This window comes from Stenotrophomonas sp. YJH_SMC_10 (assembly GCF_059371555.1).
In genome coordinates this window covers 88,181-109,711 of the sequence record NZ_JCAFUS010000011.1, presented here as the reverse complement: position 1 = coordinate 109,711, position 21,531 = coordinate 88,181, and the positions used below count along the sequence as shown (strand labels likewise).

Genomic DNA, 21,531 nt, shown 5'->3' with positions numbered 1-21,531 from the left:
TGCCGACCAAGGTCGGCACCCACCAGAACAGTTCAATCGGCTGCGGCGGAGATCAGTAGATCGGCGTGACCTTCATCTGCGGCAGCGGTCGCGGCGCCCCATCGGTAAGGTCAGGGCCGAGGTCGTCCCAGCTGCGGCCCTGCTCGACCATCAGCCCCCACAGTTGCTGCGAGGCCAGCCGCTTGTCTTCCGAGCCCAGCTTGTACGAGGGCGGTGACGGTTCACCGCGGGCGACCATCGAATACGCCGCGCGGTAAGCCAGCACCTGCTGCGCCGGATCATCGGTGCGCGCCACCTCCAGCGTGTAGCGCTGGTAGGCCGAGGCCAGGTTGCGCCAGCGGATCCAGTAGTGGTTCTCGAACGAGAACGAACAGAAACGCGCACCGGCCAGGCTGCCCTTGTCGGCGATGCGGGTCAGCACCTCCTGCGGCATGTCCAGGTTCATGCCACCCTCGTCGCCCTGCAGGCTGACGTGCACGATGCGGTCGCGATAGCCCGGTGCGCGCGCCTGCAGCAGGTCGCGCCAGTTCTGCATGGTCGCCACGACGGCGAACAGGAAGCGCCCCAGTTCGGCTGCGGCCAGCGGCGTGGCAATGGACTGGTAATGCCGTTGCCAGCCGTGGCGGTTTTCGGTGGGCAGGAACACCGCATGCTCCAGCGCCTGCCGGCTGCCGCTGCCCTGGCTCACTGCTTCGGCGTGCTGCGGATAGACCAGGTTGATGGCGAAGGTCGGCCAACGCGGCAGGGCGGCGTCGAACAGATGGATCGGGAAGTTGCTGCTGATGCCGCCATCGGAGAACCAGCAGATGCGGAAGGCGGTGATCACCGGGCCGCAGGCCTGCCCGGCACTGGTCAGCCCCTCCATGCTGTCGGCCACGTTGTGCTCCGGGTCGGCCGCAGGGGCGGTCGGTTCGCAGCGTCGTTCGCGGCGTGAGGGTTCATGCAGCGGCACCGCGCTGATCAGCAGCGGGAAGCTCAGGCTCATGCGCGTGGCCACCAGCACCGGCAGCTTCGGGCCCTGCGGCAGGTGGTAATACCGCCGCCCGTCCACCTCCAGCGGCGGGCCAGCCTGGCTCACCAGCCACTGCACGACGCTGGCGGGGAACAGCTGTTCGAACTCCTCGCGCAGGAACCAGAACTGTGCGCCGCCCAGCGGCAACGTGCGCGGCTCGTTGTGCGAGATGCAGGTGGTGATCATCTGCAGGCTGATCGCATGCGGGCTGTCCGGCTCACCGGCATAGCGCGGCGCATCGTGCAGGTCGGCGAAGGTCAACGGTGCATCCAGCGGCTTGCCGGACAACTGCTGCAGGCACGCATGCAGCCACTCGGTCAATGCCGGCTTGCGTGCATCGCGCCCGAGACCACTGCACAGGCCCAGCAGGTTGCGCCGCGCCACCCGTGCCACCCGCAGCACCGCGCCAGCGACGCCAGCCCCGTACGCGCACAGCAGTGACGGCAGCAGCGTCGCGGCCACCCCGCTCCAGCCACCGCCCCACCCGCCCAGCCCGAGCAGCAGCGCCAACGACACCAGCACTTCCAGCGGCGCGATCTCGAATACGGCGACGGCCAGGCACAGCAGTTTGTGCGGCAGGCTGGCATTGCCGGTCAGCACCACCAGCAGGCGATAGGCCGCGCGCGCGCCACGCGCCGGCTGGAACAGGCTGTAGATGAAGCCGCGCCGCGACAGCTGTGCCGACACCGCCGACAGCCCGCCATAGCCGGCGTCGCCGGCAAGCTGCTCGCCAGCCTGCATGCGGCGATCACCGCAGGCTGCCGCTGCCGCCACCGCTGCCGCAATGGCGCCGGCCGAAGTGCCGCCGATGCTCTTGAACCGATACTCGCGGGCCAGCGCCAGTACCGCATTGGGGTACACGATGCCGCTGGTGATGCCGCCTTTCATGACCAGATCGCAGTACTTGTCCGCCACTGTCTTGCCCCCGAGCATGCCGTCCGCCGCGTGGGTTGCAGTATGGCGCAGAGGCTTCTCAGGGCCTGAGAACAACGGCGCAGTCCGCGCACGCAATGCGCCGTTCAGCAGAAAGCGTGGCTGCAGGCTTGACCGGCCCGTCCATCGGCGTAGCATCTGCAGCAAGCCAAGGGACAGACCCGCGGCTGCCACAACGACATGAGGGATTCTCATGGAATTCGACTATCTCGTCTTCATCGGGCGATTCGAGCCCTTCCACAACGGCCACGCCGCCGTTGCCCGCCTGGCCCTGAGCCGGGCCCGCAAGCTGATCTTCCTGGTCGGCTCTGCCGATACCCCCCGCAGCCTCCGCAATCCCTGGACCGTGGCCGAACGCGCCGTGATGATCCAGGCGGCCCTCGACGGCCATGGCGACCGCCTGCTGATCCGCCCGCTGCGTGACCACCTGTACAACGAAGCACAGTGGATCGCCAACGTGCAGCGCCAGGTGGCTGACGCCCTGCGCAACGACGGCGCCGCCGCCGATGCCAGAGTCGGCCTGATCGGCATGGACAAGGATGCGTCCAGCTACTACCTGCGCGAGTTCCCGCAGTGGCCGCTGGTGGACGTGCAGCACACCGCCACGCTGTCGGCCACCGAACTGCGGCGTTACCTGTTCGAGGCCGGCGACGTGGACTTCCACGGTGCATTGCTGATGCTGCGTGGCAATGTGCCGGCGCCGGTGTTCGACATGCTCGAAGCGTTCCGCAAGAGCGCGCCGGCCTATGCCCAGCTGGTCGCCGAGTACCGCTTCATCGAACAGTACAAGGCCGCCTGGAAGGATGCGCCCTACGCGCCGACCTTCGTCACCACCGATGCAGTGGTGGTGCATTCGGGCCACGTGCTGCTGGTGCGCCGCCGCTCGGAACCCGGCAAGGGGCTGTGGGCATTGCCCGGCGGTTTCGTCGGCCAGGAACAGAGCCTGCTCGACAGCTGCCTGCGCGAACTGCGCGAGGAAACCCGGCTGAAGATCCCGCTGCCGGTGCTGAAGGGGTCACTGAAGGGCCAGCAGGTCTTCGACCACCCCGACCGCAGCCAGCGCGGCCGCACCATCACCCACGGTTTCCACTTCGAATTCCCCGCCGGCGAGCTGCCGCCGGTGCGCGGCGGCGATGACGCCGACAAGGCGCGCTGGATACCGGTGAGTGAAGCCCTGGACATGGGCCCGCAGCTGTTCGAAGACCACCTGCACATCCTGGAGTATTTCCTCGGCCGCGGCTGACAGGCCCGGCCTCTCCACTGGCGGATAGACCGCCGGTGCCACCCGACGCGAAGGAGCTTCCGTCATGCACTACCTCGATAATCTTCTCCTCAACACCGACAGCTACAAGGCCAGCCATTGGCTGCAGTACCCCCCGGGTACCGATGCCACGTTCTTCTACGTTGAATCGCGTGGCGGCCTGCACGATCGCACGGTGTTCTTCGGCCTGCAGGCGATCCTCAAGGACGCACTGGCACGGCCGGTCACCCACGCCGACATCGACGACGCCGCTGCGGTGTTCGCCGCGCATGGCGAACCGTTCAACGAGACCGGCTGGCGCGATATCGTCGACCGGCTTGGCGGCCACCTGCCGGTACGCATCCGTGCCGTGCCCGAGGGCAGCGTGGTGCCCACCCACCAGGCACTGATGACGATCGAGTCGACCGATCCGGCCGCGTTCTGGGTGCCGTCGTACCTGGAAACGCTGCTGCTGCGCGTGTGGTATCCGGTCACCGTGGCCACCATCAGCTGGCACGCACGGCAGACGATTGCCGCGTTCCTGCAGCAGACCAGCGACGATCCGCTGGGGCAGCTGCCGTTCAAGCTGCACGACTTCGGCGCGCGCGGTGTATCGAGCCTGGAATCGGCCGCGCTCGGCGGTGCCGCGCACCTGGTCAACTTCCTCGGCACCGATACCGTATCGGCCCTGTGCCTGGCCCGCGCGCACTATCACGCGCCGATGGCCGGCTATTCGATTCCCGCCGCCGAGCACAGCACCATCACCAGCTGGGGCCGCGAGCGTGAAGTGGACGCCTACCGCAACATGCTGCGCCAGTTCGGCAAGCCCGGTGCGATCGTGGCGGTCGTGTCGGACAGCTATGACATCTACCGCGCGATCAGCGAGCACTGGGGTACCACCCTGCGCGATGCAGTGATCACCTCGGGCGCCACCCTGGTCATCCGGCCCGACTCGGGCGACCCGGTGGAGGTGGTGGCCGAAAGCCTGCGCCGGCTGGATGAAGCGTTCGGCCACGTGATCAACGGCAAGGGCTATCGCGTGCTCAACCACGTGCGGGTGATCCAGGGCGATGGCATCAACCCCGACACGATCCGCGCCATCCTGCAGCGCATCACGGGCGACGGTTACGCGGCCGACAACGTGGCCTTCGGCATGGGCGGCGCCCTGCTGCAGCGACTGGACCGCGACACGCAGAAGTTCGCGCTGAAGTGCTCGGCGGCACGGGTCGACGGTGAGTGGGTCGATGTATACAAGGATCCGGTCACCGATGCCGGCAAGACCAGCAAGCGTGGCCGCATGCGCCTGCTGCGCCGCCTGGATGACGGCAGCCTGCATACGGTGCCACTGCCGGCCAACGGCGACGACACCCTGCCGGTCGGCTTCGAGGACGCGATGGTGACCGTGTGGGAGAACGGGCGCCTGCTGCACGACCAGCGGCTGGACGACATCCGGGCCCGGGCGGCGGCGGGACGCTGAAGGCGTTTGCGGGAGTCAGGGCCCGGTGCGGGGCAACGGGGATCCGACCCCGGGCTTGACCCCTGCGGCCAACAGGTCCACCTTGCACACGCCGAAGGTATCCCTGCCGTGTCTGGATGGTGGCAGGGATTTAAACGGGAATCCGGTGAAGGCGCCTGGCGCGCCCATTCCGGAGCTGCCCCGCAGCGGTGAATGGAAACGAATCCTGCCAACAGCACTGGGCTCACGCCTGGGAAGCGGCAGGGAGTAGGTGGGCTGCGGCCCGTGTCCATCAGCCCGAATACCGGCCCCGGCCGGGGGACACGACCGTCCCCTGATTCGACCTGGACTCTCCGCGGGGAGGGTGCCGGGGCCATCGTCGTCCTGCGCGCGCAGGCGGTGTGGCCGCGCGCGTCCTGTTCACGGTATCCGGCCAGCCCGCTTCCACGCCCTGACGCACCCGACGATGACCGAGTTCCAACGCCCCACCCTGACCCTGCCCGCCGACGGCAAGCGCCTGCTGCTGCATTCATGCTGCGCGCCCTGTTCCGGCGAAGTGATGGAAGCGATCACCGCCTCCGGGATCGACTACGCGATCTTCTTCTACAACCCGAACATCCACCCGGTGAAGGAGTACGAGCTGCGCAAGCAGGAGAACATCCGCTTCGCCGAGCAGCACGGCATTCCGTTCATCGATTGCGACTACGACACCGACAACTGGTTCAGCCGCGCACGCGGCATGGAGAACGAACCCGAGCGCGGCATCCGCTGCACGATGTGCTTCGACATGCGTTTCGAACGCACCGCGCTGTACGCGCACGAACACGGCTACGACACCATCAGTTCGTCGCTGGGCATCTCGCGCTGGAAGAACATGGCGCAGATCAACGACTGCGGCATTCGCGCCGCCTCGCGCTATGAAGGCCTGCAGTACTGGGACTACAACTGGCGCAAGGGCGGCGGTGCCAGCCGCATGATCGAGATCAGCAAGCGCGAGCAGTTCTACCAGCAGGAGTACTGCGGCTGCGTGTACTCGCTGCGCGATGCCAACCGCCACCGCCGCGAGAACGGCCGCGAGCGCATCAGGATCGGCCTGCTGTACTACGGGCAGGACGCTGGGACGCCGCAGGGCGATTGACGTGTGCGCATGGGGCGGCCACGCTGGTCGCCCCTTCTGTTGTACCGGAACTGCCATGACCGCCCTGCCCGCCGATGTCGCCCTGCTGGTGATCGACCTGCAGCCGGACTTCATGCCCGGGGGCGCCCTGGCCTGCGACCAGGGCGATGCGCTGGTGGCCCCCATTGCCGGACTGTTGGCGCAGCGCCGCTACCGCACGGTGGTGGCGACCCAGGACTGGCACCCGGCGGACCATGCCTCGTTCGCCAGCCAGCACCCCGGCCAACGCCCGTTCGAGACCATCCTGCTGCATGCGCAGCCGCAGACCCTGTGGCCGGACCACTGCGTGCAGGGCAGCGCCGGTGCCGCCCTGCACCCGGGCGTGGACTGGACCACGGCCGACCTGATCCTGCGCAAGGGCACGCGCCAACAGGTGGATTCGTACAGCGCTTTCCGCGAGAACCACGGCCCCGACGGCGAGCGCCCGGCCACCGGCCTGGCCGGCTGGCTGCATGAGCGGCGCATCCGCGAAGTGCACGTGTGCGGCCTGGCCCGCGATTACTGCGTGCTGTGGAGCGCGCAGGACGCAGTGAAGTCCGGCTTCCGGGTGAAGTTCCTGTGGGAGCTGACCCGGCCGGTGACCGAAGCCAATGATGCGATGGTGCGCGAGGCGCTGGGCAAGGCGGGGATCGCGATCGCCTGACCCAGAGCGGTAGTGCCGGCCGCTGGCCGGCAACGCCTGGATCCCTGCAGTTGCCGGCCAGCGGCCGGCACTACCGGATCACACCCGTGGGTAGCGCCGGGCCATGCCCGGCGGACCACGAAGGGGCAGCACGTTACCGGAACACCACCGTGCGGTGCCCGTTGAGCAGGATACGGTGCTCCACATGGCGGCGAACCGCGCGTGCCAGCACCAGCGATTCGGTATCGCTGCCCAGCCGCACCAGTTCACGCGGTGCCATCGCGTGGTCCACGCGGGCCACGTCCTGTTCGATGATCGGGCCTTCGTCCAGATCCTCGGTCACGTAGTGCGCGGTGGCACCGATGATCTTGACCCCGCGCGCGTGTGCCTGGTGGTAGGGCTGCGCGCCCTTGAAGCTGGGCAGGAAGCTGTGGTGGATGTTGATCGCACGGCCGGCCAGCGCGCGGCACAGCGTGGGTGACAGGATCTGCATGTAGCGCGCCAGCACCACCAGGTCGATGCGCTCGCGCTCGACCAGATCGATGATCTGCTGCTCCTGCACCGCGCGCGTATCGGCGGTCACCGGCAGGTGGTGGAACGGAACCTGGTAGGAGGCGGCCAATGGCGCGAAGTCGGCGTGGTTGGACGCCACCGCCGCGATGTCGACCTTCAGCTGGCCGCTGTGGGCGCGGAACAGCAGGTCGTTGAGGCAATGCCCCTGTTTGCTGACCAGCACCAGCAGGCGTGCGCGGCGGCGGCCATCGTGCAGCTGCCAGTCCATGCCGAAGTCCTGGGCGAGCGTGGCCATCGCGGCGTGCACGGTCTCCAGCGGCAGGCCGGCGTCACGGTCGAAATGCACGCGCAGGAAGAAGCGGCCGCTTTCCTCGTCACCGAACTGCTGGGCGTCGAGGATGTTGCAGCCGTGGTCGAACAGCAGGCCGGACACGCGATAGACGATGCCGGTACGGTCGGGGCAGGACAGGGTGAGGATGGAATCGGGGCGCATCGGCACAGTGTAGGGCAGCATCCTGCCCAGCGGCGGGATGATCGCCGATGCAGCCGAACCGATGGGTTCAGTCCCAAGCGATACTTGGCCTCCATCGTGGCAAGCTGGTTGGTCATGAACCTGTTGCAACTGATCCGCAGCTTCACCCGCACCGCAGAGACCGGCAGCATTGCCGCCGCGGCCCGCATCCTTGGCATCAGTGCCACCGCAGTCGGGCAGAACATCAACCGGCTGGAGGCGCATCTGGGCGTACGGCTGCTGAACCGCAGCACGCGCCAGCTGGCGCTCAGCGAAGCCGGGGCGCTGTACCTGGCGCAGGTGCGCCACATCGAGGCCGACCTGGCGCGCGCGCAGGCGATGGTCACCTCCGGCGACATCGAACCGGCCGGGCCGCTGCGCATCGCCAGCAGCAGTGCGTTCGGCCGCCATGTGCTGGCGCCGTTGCTGCCTTCGCTGCAGCAGCGCTACCCGCAACTGCAGCTGGAGCTGCGCCTGACCGACCGCGCCGTGCAGCATGGCCCGGAAGCGGTGGATGCCAGCATCCGCATCGGGGCGCAGCTGGAGGACGGGGTGGTCGCGCGGCAGCTGGCGCGTGTTCCGTTCGTGTTCTGCGCCTCGCCCGCCTACCTTAAGGCCCATGGCACGCCGCAGGAACCCGCTGAACTGGGTCGCCATCGCGGGCTGCTGCACCGCTTTCCCACCGATGGCCGGCCATTGCGCTGGGGCCTGCTGAAGGACGGCCAGCGTGTGGACGCTGCGCTGCCGCCCAGCATGGTCTGCGATGACATCGATGCGCTGGCGTCGCTGGCGGTGGCCGGTGCCGGCATCACCCGGCTGGCCGCGTTCGTGGCCGAGCCGTACCTGCGCGATGGCCGCCTGCAGGCGGTGTTCGGCGCCGACAGCGCGTGGCGGCCGGAACCGATGGACGTCTATTTCTGCGTCAGCGACCGCCGCGACTTCACCGCCAAGATCCGCGCGCTGTTCGAACACCTGCGGGCCGGCATGGCGCCGGCCTGGCGGGTGTGAGCCTCAGCGCGCCTTGAACACGCCGCGCGCCTCGCGCGGCTCGCAGCGCAGGTACTGCGGCGCCGCGTCCACGCTGTCACGCAGGGCAGCGGCGGCATGCCACGGCCAGCGCGGGTCGTAGAGGATGCCGCGCGCCATGGCCACGGCATCGGCGTGGCGATGGCGCAGGATCGATTCAGCCTGCTCGGGCTCGGTGATCATGCCCACCGCGATGACCGGCATGCGCACCTTGGCCTTGATCGCCGCCGCGAACGGCACCTGGTAACCGGGGCCGACGGTGATCTTCTGGCGCTCGTCCAGGCCGCCGCTGGAGACATGCAGGACGTTGCAGCCGCGCGCGTCCAGCACCTGGGCCAGTGCTTCGCTCTGCACCAGGTCCCAGCCACCCTCGACCCAGTCGCTGGCGGAAATGCGCACGCCCACCGCGACCTTGTCCGACACCGCCGCGCGTACCGCGTCGAACACTTCCACCAGCAGGCGCAGGCGGTTCGGCAGCGAGCCGCCATAACCGTCGGTACGGTGGTTGCTCAACGGCGACAGGAACTGGTGCAGCAGGTAACCGTGCGCGGCATGCAGCTCGATCAGCTCGAAGCCCAGGCGCTCGGCACGCACCGCACTGGCGGCGAAGGCGGCGATCACTTCGGCAATGCCCGCCTCGTCCAGTGCCTGCGGCGCCGCATCGGCGGCGTGGAACGGCAGCGGTGACGGCGCCACGGTGGTCCAGCCACGCGCATCATCGGCCGCCAGCTGGCCACCGCCGTCCCAGGGGCGGGCGGTGGATGCCTTACGGCCGGCATGGCCCAGCTGGATGCCCAGCGGCATCGGCGACCAGCGGCGGATGCTGGCCAGTACCTGTGCCAACGCGGCCTCGGTGCCGTCGTCCCACAGCCCCAGGTCGGCCCAGCTGATGCGGCCGCGTGGTTCGACCGCGGTGGCTTCCAGGATCAGCAGGCCGGCGCCGGACTGCGCCAGGTTGCCCAGGTGCATGGCGTGCCAGTCACTGGCGCGGCCGTCTTCGGCGGAGTACTGGCACATCGGCGCGATGACGATGCGGTTGGACAGGGTCAGGGGGCCGAACGAGATCGGCGAGAACAGCTGGCTCAAGACAGGAATGCACGACGTAGGGGATGCGTATTGCACCGCTGCGCGGCTCCGGGATCAACCATCTGGATGGATCGCTGTTTCGCGGGGACGGGTTGCCGGTAGAGTCGACTGACAGTCGACTGCTTTTCCAACGGCTCTCGAAAGGCCCGCGCTGCGCGCGATAGTCGACTGACAGTCGACTCTACCCAGCCGGTGGCTCGATAACCGACGCCAGCGCCTCGGCGCAGTCCCGCTCGTCCTTGAACTGCAGCAGGTCGTCGGCACGGGTGCGGCCACGATTCACGGCGGCCACCGGCAATCCGGCCCTGGCGGCCGCCTGCACGAAGCGGAACCCGGAGTAGACCATCAGCGACGAGCCCACCACCAGCACGGCGTCGGCCTGGTGCAAGTGATCGTGCACTGCCGCCACGCGGTCGCGCGGCACGTTCTCGCCGAAGAACACCACATCCGGCTTCAGCAGGCCGCCGCAGTACGCGCAATCGGGTACAACGAAGCCGGAGAAATCAGCCTCCAGGTCGGCATCGCCGTCCGGGGCGATGCCGGCCTCCAGCGTGTCCCAGCCGGGGTTGGCGTCCAGCAGGCGCTGCTGGAACGCCCCGCGATCGCTGCGCCGCTCGCAGCCCATGCAGCGCACCTGATCCAGGCGCCCATGCAGGTCGATCACCGTGTGGCTGCCGGCACGCTGGTGCAGGCCATCCACGTTCTGCGTGAGCAGCAGCTGCAGTTTGCCGCGGCGCTCCAGCGCGGCCAGGGCGTGGTGGGTGCCGTTGGGCCGGGCCAGGCCGAAGCGCGGCCAGCCCAGCAGGCTGCGCGCCCAGTAGCGCTGGCGGGTGGCCGCCTCGCCCATGAAGGCCTGGTAGGTCACCGGCGGAGTGCGCTTCCACTGGCCGTCGGTGTCGCGGTAATCGGGGATGCCCGAGGCGGTGCTGCAACCGGCGCCGGTCAGCACGAACAGGCGCTGGGCGCGGTCGATGAAGTCGGTCAGCGGCAGGGTCATGGCTGCCAGATGGGGGCGCCGCAGCGCCCCTGCAAGCGCCGGTTCAGCTGGCGTGCTCAGGCGGCCGGCAGCGGGGGTACCGCGATCGGGTGGCCTTCCTCGTCCAGTGCGATCATCACGAAGTGGCCGCGGGTGCACAGCTTGCGCTCGCCGCTGTGCAGGTCTTCGGCGACCAGTTCCACCTCCACCTTCATCGAGCTGCGGCCGACCTCGACGATGCGGCCGATGGTTTCCACCATCTGGCCGATGCGGATCGGCAGCTTGAAGTCGACCTGGTCGCTGCGCGCGGTCACCACGGTACGGCGCGAATAGCGGGCGGCGGCCAGGAACGCGGCCTTGTCCATCCATGCCAATGCCTGGCCACCGAACAGGGTGCCGAGATGGTTGGTGTGGTTGGGGAAGACGATTTCAGCCATGCGCACTTCGGTGGGCGGCACGGTCTCGGTGATCGGGGTCATGGGGGTGCTTCGGTGTGGGGTGCGGCAATTTTAAGCCAGGCCCCGTGCAGGCAGCGCTACACTGCGCCACGCCCACCGCCAGGACCGCCCATGCCCGCCACTTCCGACCTGCTGGCCTTCGCGCTGGTTTCCCTGGCCATGGTGCTCACGCCCGGGCCGAACATGATCTACGTCATCTCGCGCTCGATCTGCCAGGGGCCGATGGCTGGCCTGATCTCGCTGGGCGGGGTGGCGCTGGGCTTCGTGTTCTACATGCTGTGCGCGGCACTGGGCATCACTGCCCTGCTGATGACCGTGCCGTTTGCCTACGACGCGCTGCGCATCGGTGGCGCGCTGTACCTGCTGTACCTGGCGTGGCAGGCGCTCAGGCCCGGCGGCCGTTCGCCGTTCGCGGTGCGCGAGCTGCCGCAGGACAGCCCGCGCAGACTGTTCACGATGGGCTTCCTGACCAATCTGCTGAACCCGAAAGTGGCGGTGATGTACCTGTCGCTGCTGCCGCAGTTCCTGCATCCGGACAGCGAGGGCAGCGTGCTGCTGCAGTCGATCGTGCTGGGCTCCACCCAGATCGCGGTGAGTGTGACCGTGAACGGCATCATCGCGCTGACCGCTGGCAGCATCGCCGGTTTCCTGGCCGCGCGCCCCACCTGGCAGAGGGTGCAGCGCTGGCTGATGGGCACGGTGCTGGCCGGGCTGGCGGTACGCATGGCGGTGGAAGGGCGGCGCTAGCCGCGCCTTGTAGCGTCGAGCCATGCTCGACTGCTGTTTGCGAAGACCAGTCGAGCATGGCTCGACGCCACAGAAACGAAAAACCCCGGCATTGGCCGGGGTTTCTCGTTGCGACAGGCCTGACCGGTCCGATCAGAAGTTCATGTCGAAGGCGACTTCGCCCTGCACGCCGACCTGGTAGGCCGAGACGCGGCGTTCGAAGAAGTTGGTCAGTTCCTGCACGTCCTGCAGTTCCATGAACGGCAGCGGGTTGCGCACGTTGTACTTCTTTTCCATGCCCAGCTTGGCGAAGTGCTGGTCGGCGCAGTGCTGCAGGTACTGGCGCATGTCGCGGGTCGAGATGCCGGCCACGCCGCCGGACAGCACGTCCTCGGCGAACTGCACCTCGCACTCGATGGCTTCGGCCAGCATGTCGTAGACCTGCTGCTTCATCTCGTCATCGAACAGGTCCGGCTCTTCCTCACGCACCACGCGCACCGACTCGAACGCGAACTCCATGTGCGCGCTCTCGTCGCGGAACACCCAGTTGGTGCCCGAAGCCAGGCCCGGCAGCAGGCCGCGCGAACGGAAGTAGTACACGTAGGCGAAGGCAGCGAAGAAGAACAGGCCTTCGATGCAGGCGGCGAAGCAGATCTGGTTGAGCAGGAACTGGCGACGCTGCGCGCGGGTCTCGATGCGGGTCAGGTCCTGGATCGAGTCGATCCACTTGAAGCAGAAATCGGCCTTCTTCTTGATCGAGTCGATGTTCTCCACCGCCGAGAACGCCTTGGCGCGCTCTTCCGGATCCGGCAGGTAGTTGTCGAGCAGGGTCAGGTAGAACTGCACGTGCAGTGCTTCTTCATACAGCTGGCGCGACAGGTACATGCGCGCTTCGGGCGCATTCAAGTGCTGGTACAGGTTCAGCACCAGGTTGTTGGACACGATCGAATCGCCGGTGGCGAAGAACGCGACCAGGCGGTGGATCAGGTGGCGCTCACCCGGCGACATCTTGCTGTGCAGGTCGGTGATGTCGATCTGGAAGTTGATCTCTTCCACCGTCCAGGTGTTCTTGATCGCGTTCCGGTACATGTCATAGAACTGCGGATAGCGCATCGGGCGCAGGGTCAGTTCAAAACCGGGATCGAGCAGCATCTGCTTGGGCTTGTCGGCCATGGGTGTTTCCTTGAATTCCTGGGTGAGCCACCGGGCATGGCCCGGTGCTACCGTGGGTGATGATCGTTGGCCGGGGTTGCCGGCCAGCGGCCGGCACTACCGCGCGGCGGTGCCGCTGTTACTGGCAGGCCTCGCAGGCTTCCGGGTTTTCCAGCGAGCAGGCGATGGCTTCGTCCGGGCTGAACACCTTGGCCGGGGCCGCCGCGCTCACCGTGGTCTTGGCGATCTTGGTGGCCGGACGCGAACGCAGGTAGTAGGTGGTCTTGATGCCCTGCTTCCAGGCGTACATGTACATGGAGGACATCGCGCCGATGTTCGGGCTTTCCATGAACAGGTTGAGCGAGGCCGACTGGTCGATGAAGGCGCCACGCTCGGCGGCCATGTCGATCAGCGAACGCATCGGCAGTTCCCACGCGGTGCGATAGACCTCGCGCAGCGCTTCCGGGATCTGCGGCAGACCGGCGATGGAACCCTCGGCCAGCTTGATGGCATCGCGCATTTCCGGCGTCCACAGGCCCAGCTTCTTCAGCTCGTTGACCAGGTAACGGTTGACCTGCAGGAAGTCACCGGACAGGGTCTCGCGCTTGAACAGGTTGGACACCTGCGGCTCGACGCACTCGTAGCAGCCGGCGATCGAGGCGATGGTCGCGGTCGGCGCGATCGCGATCATCAGCGAGTTGCGCAGGCCGTGTTCCTTGATGCGCTCACGCAGGGCATCCCAGCGCGCGGTGTCTTCCGGCACCACGTTCCAGGCGTCGAACTGCAGTTCGCCACTGGCGGCGCGGGTGTCGTTGAACGACGGGTGCTTGCCGCGTTCCTGGGCCAGCTCGCAGGAGGTTTCCAGCGCGTGGAAGTAGATCGCTTCGGCAATCTTCTTCGACAGGGCGCGGGCCTCGGCGCTGTCGAACGGCAGGCGCTTGCGGAAGAACACGTCCTGCAGGCCCATGCAGCCCAGGCCGACCGGACGCCAGCGCAGGTTGGCGCGGCGGGCGGTCTCGATCGGGTAGAAGTTCAGGTCGATGACACGGTCGAGCTGGCGCACGGCCAGGCGCACGGTCTCGGCCAGCTTCTCGAAGTCGAACTCGTTGTGCTCGTCGAAGTGGTTGCCCAGGTTGATCGAACCCAGGTTGCACACTGCGGTTTCATCGTTGGAGGTGACCTCCAGGATTTCCGTGCACAGGTTGGACAGGTGGATCACGTTGCCCGGACGCAGGGTCTGGTTGCTGGCGCGGTTGCACTTGTCCTTGAAGGTCATCCAGCCGTTGCCGGTCTCGGCCAGGGTACGCATCATGCGGGCATACAGCTTGCGCGCGGAGATGGTGCGGTTGGCCTTGCCCTGCGCTTCGGCCTGCAGGTAGGCCTGCTCGAAGGCTTCGCCGAACAGGTCGGTGAACTCCGGCACGACGCGCGGATCGAACAGCGACCATTCCTGGTCGGCCTCGACGCGCTTCATGAACAGGTCCGGCACCCAGTTGGCCAGGTTCAGGTTGTGCGCACGGCGGGCTTCGTCACCGGTGTTGTCACGCAGTTCGAGGAAGTCCTCGATGTCGGCGTGCCAGGTTTCCAGGTACACGCAGGCCGCGCCCTTGCGCTTGCCGCCCTGGTTCACCGCGGCCACCGACGAATCCATGGTCTTCAGCCACGGCACGATGCCGTTGGAGTGGCCGTTGGTCGACTTGATCAGCGAGCCACGCGAACGCACGCGGGTGTAGCTGACGCCGATGCCGCCGGAGAACTTCGACAGCTGGGCGATGTCGCCGTACTTGGCATAGATCGACTCCAGCGAGTCCTGCGGCGAGTCCAGCAGGAAGCACGAGGACAGCTGCTCGTGGGTGGTGCCGGAGTTGAACAGGGTCGGGCTGGACGGCAGGTAGTCCAGGTTGCCCATGCGCTTGTACAGCGCCAGGGTCTCGGACACGTCCTCGCTCAGCGCACTGGCGATGCGCAGGAAGAACTGCTGCGGGGTCTCGATCACCTTGCGGGTGTGCGGGTGGCGCAGCAGGTAACGGTCGTACAGGGTACGCAGGCCGAAGTAATCGAAGTTCAGGTCCAGCGCGCCGTCGATGGCGTCGTTGAGCTTGCGTGCATTGGTCTGCACGAAGTTCAGCAGGCGGTCGTTGATCAGGCCGACTTCATGGCCACGGCTGACCGACTGCGAGAAGGCGTAGATTTCCTGGCCCGAGACTTCCTTGGCGATGTAGTTGGCCAGCAGCCGCGCGGCAAGGCGGCCGTACTCGGGCTCTTCACCGATCAGCAGGGCGGCGGTGCGGATGGACAGCTCGTCCAGCTCGCGGGTGGTGGCGCCGTTGTACAGGCCGGAAATGGTGCGGGTGGCCACGCGCATCGGATCGACGGCGTGCAGGCCTTCAGAGGAACGCTGCACCGCGCGCACGATCTTGTTCAGGTCCACCAGTTCGGTGGTCCCATTGCGCTTGGTCACACTCATCGCGTTGGCCGTCGGCGGCGACGTCAACAGGAATTCGCTTTCCTTCTCGATGGTGGCGCTGGATTCGGTGCTCACGGCGTGTGTCCTCTTGGCGTGATTGGGGGTGCTCGATGCATCGGGTGACGCGGCCCGGGACATGACAGCCCAGGGTGACAGGACGGCGTCGCAGGGAATGAGACCTGCGCCGGCCACTGCCGTTGACGATCGCGGAGGGGTACTGGGGCCACCCCCTGGAATTGGGGTTGCTGCGACCGACGGCCACAAGATAGTGGGGGTAATGGGGTCCGTCAACGCCAAATGTAGTGAAATTCGGCAATCCCTTGCGCCGCAAGGATCGTGCCATCGACGCCTGGATCGGACGCTTCAGACCTGCCGGAACGGGCTGCGCAGTCAAGCCCGAAAGGCGTCATTGCGGTGGCACAACGCACCGCGAAAACGGAACAATGACAGCTTCACATGACAGTGATGAAACTGGCTAGGGACAACCCTGTGGATAGATCGTGGGCAGCCGGTGGGAATCCGGTGGATGCCGGGATCACCCTCCGGGCAGCGACGCGAGGCCGTATGTGGCGGCCGGGCCGGAAGAGCCGCCGCAGGGAAACGCCGTTGCGCCCTATCCCCCGATCATTGCCGGCCAGCGGCCGGCACTACCGGAATCCCAAGGGGGGCGTGCCGGCCGCTGGCCGGCAATGCACGCCCGCAGAGTCGCTCACGCCCGGTGCGGGGTGCCCAGGTACTCAGCGCTCTGCATCTCGATCAGGCGCGAGGCGGTGCGCTCGAAGGCGCCCTGCAGGCGCTGGCCGGTGTACAGCTCGATCGGCGAAGTGCTGGCGGTACAGACCAGGTTGACGTGGCGGTCGTACAGCTCGTCGATCAGGTTGACGAAGCGGCGCGCGGCATCTTCGTTCAAGCGGTCGAAGGCGGGAATGCCACCCAGCAGCACCGTGTTGAACTCGTGCGCGATCTCGATGTAGTCCGACGGCCCACGCGGGCCCTCGCACAGCGCGGCGAAATCGAACCAGGCGATGCTCTTGCCGCGGCCCCGGACCGGGATCTTGCGGCCCTCGATCTCGATGTTGCCGGGCTTGGCCGGCTGGCCGCCGCTCAGTTCGCTCCAGCGCGTGGCCAACCAGTCGTCGCTGTCGGCCGCCAGCGGTGCGCGGTACACCGGCGAGCGGGTCAGCGCGCGCATCCGGTAGTCCTCGGTGCCTTCGGCATACAGCTCGACGCAGAAGCGCTGCAGCAGGCCGATGGCCGGCAGGAAGCTCTCGCGCTGCAGGCCGTTGAGGTAGAGGTTCTCCACCGCGGTGTTGGAGGTGGTGACCAGGGTCACGCCCTCGGCGAACAGGCGCTCCAGCAGCCGCGCCAGCAGCATCGCGTCACCGATGTCGGTGACGAAGAACTCGTCCAGCACCAGCACGCGCAGGTTGCTGCGCCATTCCTGGGCGATCTTCGCCAGCGGGTCGCTCTGGCCCTGGTGCTCGCGCAGGCGCTCGTGGACGCTGCGCATGAAGCGGTGGAAGTGGGTGCGGTACTTCTGCCTGATCGGCAGGCCGTCGTAGAACAGGTCGACCAGGAAGGTCTTGCCGCGGCCGACGCCGCCCCAAAAGTACAGGCCCTTGACCGGCTCGGGCTTTTTCCAGAACGAGGACAGGCGATCCAGCCAGCCGTCCTCGGCACTGTCCAGCAGGGCCAGGTGGATGCGGTCCAGCTCGGCCAGCGCCGCATGCTGGGCCGGATCGTCCTGCCAGTCACCGCGGGCGACCCCTTCCGCGTACCGCTGCGACGGGGTCAGCTCGGTTGCACTCATGCCGCCGCGCCCAGCCAGTGCTTCACGCCGTGGGTCAGCGCGCCACGCAGGTCGATCAGCTTGCGGTGGAAGAAGTGGCTGGTCTCGGGCATGCGTACCAGCTCATGCGGGGCGTCCAGCGTGTCCAGCCACTGGTAGACAGCCTGCGGGTCGACGATCTCGTCCTGCTCGCCCTGGATCACCAGCCAGCGCGCCGGCGGCGCGATGCCGTCGAAATCCCAGCGACCGGCCGGCGGCGCGATCGAGATCAGCGCTTCCGGCTGCAGCGTGGCGGCGGCCTTCAGCGACACGAACGCGCCGAAGCTGAAACCGGCCAGCCACAGGCGGTCGTGCGGGCGCTGGCTGCGCACCCAGGCGGCGACCGCCTTCAGGTCGTCCTGCTCGCCCACGCCGCCATCGAAGGTGCCGGCCGAAGCGCCGACGCTGCGGAAGTTGAAGCGCACCGTGGCGATGCCCAGCTCGCGCAGGGTCGTGGCGGTCATGGTGACCACCTTGTTGTGCAGGGTGCCGCCCTCGGTGGACAGCGGATGGCAGACGATGGCCACGATCGGCTGTGCCGGCACGTCGGCCTTGGGCAGGTCGACGACCACTTCCAGCGGGCCGGCCGGGCCGTCCAGTTCGAGGCAGGCGGTTTCGCCGGGGGCGACGGGGAACGAAGGCTTGTGCATGGCACCATGATACCGTCCCCCGCCCCTGCCCTGTGCCCGTCCCATGCTCTTCCTGTCTTTAGCCGTGATCTGCAGCGTGCTGGTTTCGGTGTTGTTGAAGATGGCCGGACGCCGCCAACTGGATGTTGCGCAGATGGTCACCTGGAACTATCTGGTGGCGGCAACGCTCACCGCCGTGGTGCTGCAGCCGCCGCTGGATGCGCTGCGCGCGCCACATGCCCCGTGGCTGTCCTTGCTGGCGCTGGCGGTGGTGCTGCCCTCGATCTTCCTGGTGCTGGGCCGCGCCGTGGCGGTGGCCGGCATCGTCCGCAGTGACGTGGCGCAGCGCTTGTCGCTGCTGCTGTCACTGGCCGCCGCGTTCCTGTTCTTCGGCCAGACCGCCACGCCGTGGAAGCTGGCCGGGCTCGGCCTGGGCCTGCTGGCGATGGTGGCGATCAGCCTGCGCCCACGCGGGCCGGTGGTCGCGTCCTCGCCCGGCGGCTGGGGCTGGCTGCTGGGGGTATGGGCCGGGTTTGCGGTGGTGGACGTGCTGCTCAAGCAGGTGGCGCTGTCCGGCACGCCGTCGATGGCGGCGGTGCTGGCCAGCTTCAGCGTGGCCTTCGTGCTGATGCTGGCGCTGCAGCTGTGGCGGCATGCGCGTGGCCGCAGCCGGCTGGCCTGGCGCAACCTGGGCGCGGGTGCGCTGCTGGGCCTGCTCAATGGCGGCAACATCCTCTTCTATGTACACGCGCACCAGGCGATGCCGGACAGCCCGGCCACCGTGTTCGCCGGCATGAACATCGGGGTGGTGGTCTTGGGCGCGCTGGTGGGTGTGTTCGCCTTCGGCGAGGCCACCACGAAGTGGAACCGCGCGGGGCTGGCGCTGGCGGTGCTGGCGATCGGGTTGATCGCCTGGGGGTGAGCGTTGGTTGCGGCGGGCCATTTCCGCGCCCGCGGTGGGATGTCACTTTTCTTTTCGCGCGAAAAGAAAAGTAACCAAAAGAAACGCGCCGCCAGCCGCGAGCCGGTGCTGTGCACCGGTACCCTGCGCTTCTCGGTGAACCAGGGGACGGCGCCGAACTCGCTGCGCTCAGACATCGGCGCCTCTTCGCCCCTGATTCACCTGCGATGCTCGGCTCGCTTGAAGGCGGACTGGTAGATCAAAAGCAACGGCAGCATCCGTGCCGATCAAGGTCCCTCCCAGAGCAGATCCCCGGCGAACCCTATCTGTCGAAACCCAGCAGCAGCGGGTCGTGGTCGGAGCTGCGCCACGGGCCCTGCACGTTGCGGCCCTGGTAACCGCTGGCGTCCTGCTCGTCGGCGTTGCTGTGCCATTCGGCGGCACCGCGCAGGCGCTTGGCCATGCCCGGGTTCAGCAGGGCGTGGTCGAGACGGCCGGTGTAACCGTTGTAGACGTAGCTGTAGGGATGCTCGACCTTGGCCACCTTGAACGCGTCCTGCCAGCCCAGGTCACGCAGGGTGCGGATCGGGTCCTCCATCGCGTAGGCGTTGAAATCGCCAAGCAGCACCGCGTCCCTGGCACCGGTACCGGTCGGGTCGGTCTGCAGCCAGGCGTGCAGCTGCTGCGCCGAGGTCACGCGGGTGGCGTTCCAGCAGCCCTGGTTGTCGTTGTGGTCGGCGTCGGCACTGCTCGCATCGCGGCAGCCCTTCGACTTGAAGTGGTTGGCGACCACCACGAACGGCGCACCGTGCTTGCCCTGGAAGGCCTGCGCCAGCGGCACGCGGCTGTGCTCGACGAACGGGCCGCCGGTCAGTGTGGCCGGCTTGCCCAGCGGTTGCAGGCGGTTGCTGCGATAGATGATGCCGACCCGGATCGGGTTGTCGCCGGGGCCGTTGCCGGCGTCGACGAAGCGCCAGTCGCCCTGCGCGCCGCGGTCGCGGTTGAGCGCATCGACCAGTTCGGCGATGGCCGACTGCGGGCCGTAGCCGTCGTTCTCCAGTTCCATCAGCGCAGCGACATCGGCGCCCAGCGCGTTGACCGTGGTGACCAGCTTGGCGAGCTGCGCCTTGTGCTCGTCCAGCGTGCGCGCGCCGCGCAACGTCGGGAAGCCACCGCCCTGGCCGTCACCATTGAAGAAGTTCTCCAGGTTGAAGGCGGCCACGTGCAGGCTGCCCGGCACCGTGGGTACTGCCGGGCGCTTCAGTTCCGGCAGCTTCAGCGCGCCTTCGACCTGCAGGCGCGGATGGCCCTGCGCGTCCACGCGCACGATGCCCTCCACGTTGCGCAGCTGCATGCCGGTGCGCAGCACCGGATTGCCCGGCAGGTAGGGCACGCTGGCGGGGTCGCGGGCAGTACGGCCATCTTCCAGCACCAGGCGGCGGCGCTGGTTGTCGGCCATCACCTGCTCATAGCCGGCAGAGCCCGGCGCGGCCACTTCGGTCGGCTGCCAGAGGCGGCCATCGAAGGCCACGGTGAGCTGGCCGAAGCGCTCCAGGCCGTCGGTACCGGCCAGGGTGAGCGGCGCAGCGATGCGCACGCGCTGCCCATCCAGCGCGCGCCAGTCGGCCGGCGCGGCGGTCAGCACCACCGGGGCGCTGCTGCGCGCGGCAGGGGGCGTCGCGATCGGCGTGGCCTGCGGCTGGGCCTGGGCGAACGCGCCGGCCGGCAGCAGCAGGGACAGGGCAAGGGCGAAGGAGCGGCGGTGCATCGACGGGCGATTCCTGGGAAGAGGGCGCACAGACTAACCCTGAAATGCGAAGCCCCGTCTGCAGGCGGGGTTTTGAGCTTGGTGGGCAAAGCCACCGGCGGCGGAAGGAGAACGACCGGGGCGATGGGGCGACCGGCGGGTAGAGTCGACTGTCAGTCGACTATCGCGCGCAGCGCGGGCTTTTTCGGTGGCGTTGGGAAGAGCAGTCGACTAACAGTCGACTCTACCCCCGTTCCGCGGTTCCGCCATCCGGTTCGGCCGTTCCCCGTTCCGCGGTTCCGCCATCCCGTTCGGCCGTTCCCTGTTTCGACGTTTCCGCCGTTTTGCGGTTCGGCCGTTCCGGCGGTTACTTCAGGTTGGCCAGCATCCAGTCCACGGTGGCGTGGATCTGTTCTTCGGTCAGCGCCGGGTTGCCGCCCTTGGGCGGCATGATGCCGCCGTCGGGGCCGGTATAGCCCTCGATGGCGTGCTTGTAGAGGGTGTCCTTGCCCTGCGCGATGCGCTTGTCCCAATGCGAATGGTCCAGCGTCGGTGCCATGCCCACACCGTTGGTGTGGCAGGCGGTGCACAGGTTGTCGAAGATCACCTTGCCATCCTTGGTGCCGCCGTAGGCCACCTGCGACGCCGCCTTGGCCAGCGCGGCGGCCTTGGCCGCGGCCTGCGCGGCGGCGCCGGTGCTGCCGGCATAGACCGCGCCGGTGGGCGAAATGCGCTGTTCGGTGCGCTTGGCCGCAGTGGGCGACACCTCGGGCGGAATCCGGGTGTGCAGGTAGGCGGCAAGGACGATGAGGCCGAGGGTGATGGTCGCCAGCAGCGCGATCACCATGGAGAAGCGTTTCAGGAACTCCAGATCGTAATTCCGCACTCTTCGTTACCCCTGGCTGATAGTCGTTGGACCACGGCTGAGCGACTGCGTGATGGACCGAGTATAGAACGCGCCTTGCGTGCGACAACAGGCGTCAATGCTGGTGCGGCGCAGCATGCCGGGGGCTGGGGTCAGATCCCTTTTGCGCCGCAAAAGGGATCTGACCCCAGCAACAGAAGCCGGCC

At 67.8% G+C, this 21,531-nt stretch carries 18 protein-coding genes and 1 riboswitch; of the genes, 7 read left to right on the top strand and 11 right to left on the bottom strand.

Annotated features, from left to right (window positions below):
- Positions 1-52: 52 nt before the first annotated feature.
- A complete protein-coding gene (locus tag AC5P9C_RS14965; protein ID WP_329853924.1) occupies positions 53-1,945 on the bottom strand; it encodes an RpoH suppressor in 1,893 nt (630 codons plus the stop codon).
- Positions 1,946-2,138: 193 nt separating this feature from the next.
- Here AC5P9C_RS14965 and AC5P9C_RS14960 point away from each other — a divergent pair, with 193 nt between their 5' ends.
- The 4 genes from AC5P9C_RS14960 to pncA all read left to right on the top strand — a co-directional run bounded on the left by AC5P9C_RS14960 (position 2,139) and on the right by pncA (position 6,461).
- The gene (locus AC5P9C_RS14960) at positions 2,139-3,188 is read left to right on the top strand and encodes a bifunctional nicotinamide-nucleotide adenylyltransferase/Nudix hydroxylase (RefSeq protein ID WP_049465432.1); all 1,050 of its coding nucleotides are present in this window, start codon (positions 2,139-2,141) and stop codon (positions 3,186-3,188) included.
- A 64-nt stretch (positions 3,189-3,252) separates the two neighbouring features.
- Positions 3,253-4,662: a nicotinate phosphoribosyltransferase gene (locus AC5P9C_RS14955; RefSeq protein WP_343541229.1), complete on the top strand. Its 1,410-nt coding sequence runs from the start codon at positions 3,253-3,255 to the stop codon at positions 4,660-4,662.
- Positions 4,663-4,740: 78 nt separating this feature from the next.
- A riboswitch (cobalamin riboswitch) is annotated at positions 4,741-4,968 on the top strand.
- Positions 4,969-5,107: 139 nt separating this feature from the next.
- A complete protein-coding gene (locus tag AC5P9C_RS14950; protein WP_049415804.1) occupies positions 5,108-5,779 on the top strand; it encodes an epoxyqueuosine reductase QueH in 672 nt (223 codons plus the stop codon).
- A 55-nt stretch (positions 5,780-5,834) separates the two neighbouring features.
- The gene (pncA, locus tag AC5P9C_RS14945; RefSeq protein ID WP_343541226.1) at positions 5,835-6,461 is read left to right on the top strand and encodes a bifunctional nicotinamidase/pyrazinamidase; all 627 of its coding nucleotides are present in this window, start codon (positions 5,835-5,837) and stop codon (positions 6,459-6,461) included.
- A gap of 133 nt (positions 6,462-6,594) precedes the next feature.
- Here pncA and purU read toward each other — a convergent pair whose 3' ends face one another.
- Positions 6,595-7,446: a formyltetrahydrofolate deformylase gene (gene purU, locus AC5P9C_RS14940; RefSeq protein ID WP_026347242.1), complete on the bottom strand. Its 852-nt coding sequence runs from the start codon at positions 7,444-7,446 to the stop codon at positions 6,595-6,597.
- Positions 7,447-7,560: 114 nt separating this feature from the next.
- On the opposite strand from purU, the gene AC5P9C_RS14935 reads away from it, so the two are divergent.
- Complete coding sequence (locus AC5P9C_RS14935; RefSeq protein WP_053462614.1) at positions 7,561-8,472, top strand: LysR family transcriptional regulator; 912 nt, start codon at positions 7,561-7,563, stop codon at positions 8,470-8,472.
- Positions 8,473-8,475: 3 nt separating this feature from the next.
- Here the strand turns inward: AC5P9C_RS14935 and AC5P9C_RS14930 are convergent, their stop codons facing one another.
- The 3 genes from AC5P9C_RS14930 to AC5P9C_RS14920 form a co-directional block, all read right to left on the bottom strand.
- Positions 8,476-9,576: an NADH:flavin oxidoreductase/NADH oxidase gene (locus AC5P9C_RS14930; protein ID WP_343540790.1), complete on the bottom strand. Its 1,101-nt coding sequence runs from the start codon at positions 9,574-9,576 to the stop codon at positions 8,476-8,478.
- Positions 9,577-9,757: 181 nt separating this feature from the next.
- Complete coding sequence (locus AC5P9C_RS14925) at positions 9,758-10,573, bottom strand: NAD-dependent protein deacetylase (protein WP_495205207.1); 816 nt, start codon at positions 10,571-10,573, stop codon at positions 9,758-9,760.
- A gap of 56 nt (positions 10,574-10,629) precedes the next feature.
- On the bottom strand, positions 10,630-11,031 hold the full coding sequence (locus tag AC5P9C_RS14920) for an acyl-CoA thioesterase (RefSeq protein WP_343540794.1): 402 nt from the start codon (positions 11,029-11,031) through the stop codon (positions 10,630-10,632).
- A 90-nt stretch (positions 11,032-11,121) separates the two neighbouring features.
- On the opposite strand from AC5P9C_RS14920, the gene AC5P9C_RS14915 reads away from it, so the two are divergent.
- The gene (locus tag AC5P9C_RS14915; RefSeq protein WP_049465444.1) at positions 11,122-11,757 is read left to right on the top strand and encodes a LysE family translocator; all 636 of its coding nucleotides are present in this window, start codon (positions 11,122-11,124) and stop codon (positions 11,755-11,757) included.
- 132 nt (positions 11,758-11,889) lie between these two features.
- Here the strand turns inward: AC5P9C_RS14915 and AC5P9C_RS14910 are convergent, their stop codons facing one another.
- The 4 genes from AC5P9C_RS14910 to AC5P9C_RS14895 form a co-directional block, all read right to left on the bottom strand.
- On the bottom strand, positions 11,890-12,909 hold the full coding sequence (locus AC5P9C_RS14910) for a ribonucleotide-diphosphate reductase subunit beta (protein WP_014035600.1): 1,020 nt from the start codon (positions 12,907-12,909) through the stop codon (positions 11,890-11,892).
- A 118-nt stretch (positions 12,910-13,027) separates the two neighbouring features.
- On the bottom strand, positions 13,028-15,430 hold the full coding sequence (locus AC5P9C_RS14905) for a ribonucleoside-diphosphate reductase subunit alpha (protein WP_057494534.1): 2,403 nt from the start codon (positions 15,428-15,430) through the stop codon (positions 13,028-13,030).
- Between the two features lie 634 nt (positions 15,431-16,064).
- Entirely contained in the window at positions 16,065-17,165 is a 1,101-nt protein-coding gene (zapE, locus tag AC5P9C_RS14900) for a cell division protein ZapE (RefSeq protein WP_053504951.1), read from the bottom strand.
- Positions 17,162-17,833, bottom strand: coding sequence for an alpha/beta hydrolase (locus AC5P9C_RS14895; protein ID WP_329851837.1), 672 nt, complete (start codon positions 17,831-17,833; stop codon positions 17,162-17,164). The genes zapE and AC5P9C_RS14895 overlap by 4 nt, the downstream gene beginning before the upstream one ends.
- 43 nt (positions 17,834-17,876) lie before the next feature.
- On the opposite strand from AC5P9C_RS14895, the gene AC5P9C_RS14890 reads away from it, so the two are divergent.
- The gene (locus tag AC5P9C_RS14890; protein ID WP_103283186.1) at positions 17,877-18,734 is read left to right on the top strand and encodes an EamA family transporter; all 858 of its coding nucleotides are present in this window, start codon (positions 17,877-17,879) and stop codon (positions 18,732-18,734) included.
- 301 nt (positions 18,735-19,035) lie between these two features.
- On the opposite strand, the gene AC5P9C_RS14885 is transcribed toward AC5P9C_RS14890, so the two are convergent.
- Together AC5P9C_RS14885 and AC5P9C_RS14880 are read right to left on the bottom strand one after the other, a co-directional pair.
- Positions 19,036-20,481, bottom strand: a complete 1,446-nt coding sequence (locus AC5P9C_RS14885; RefSeq protein ID WP_057494531.1) for an ExeM/NucH family extracellular endonuclease — start codon at positions 20,479-20,481, stop codon at positions 19,036-19,038.
- 346 nt (positions 20,482-20,827) lie between these two features.
- Positions 20,828-21,346, bottom strand: coding sequence for a c-type cytochrome (locus AC5P9C_RS14880; RefSeq protein WP_343540801.1), 519 nt, complete (start codon positions 21,344-21,346; stop codon positions 20,828-20,830).
- Positions 21,347-21,531 lie beyond the last annotated feature (185 nt).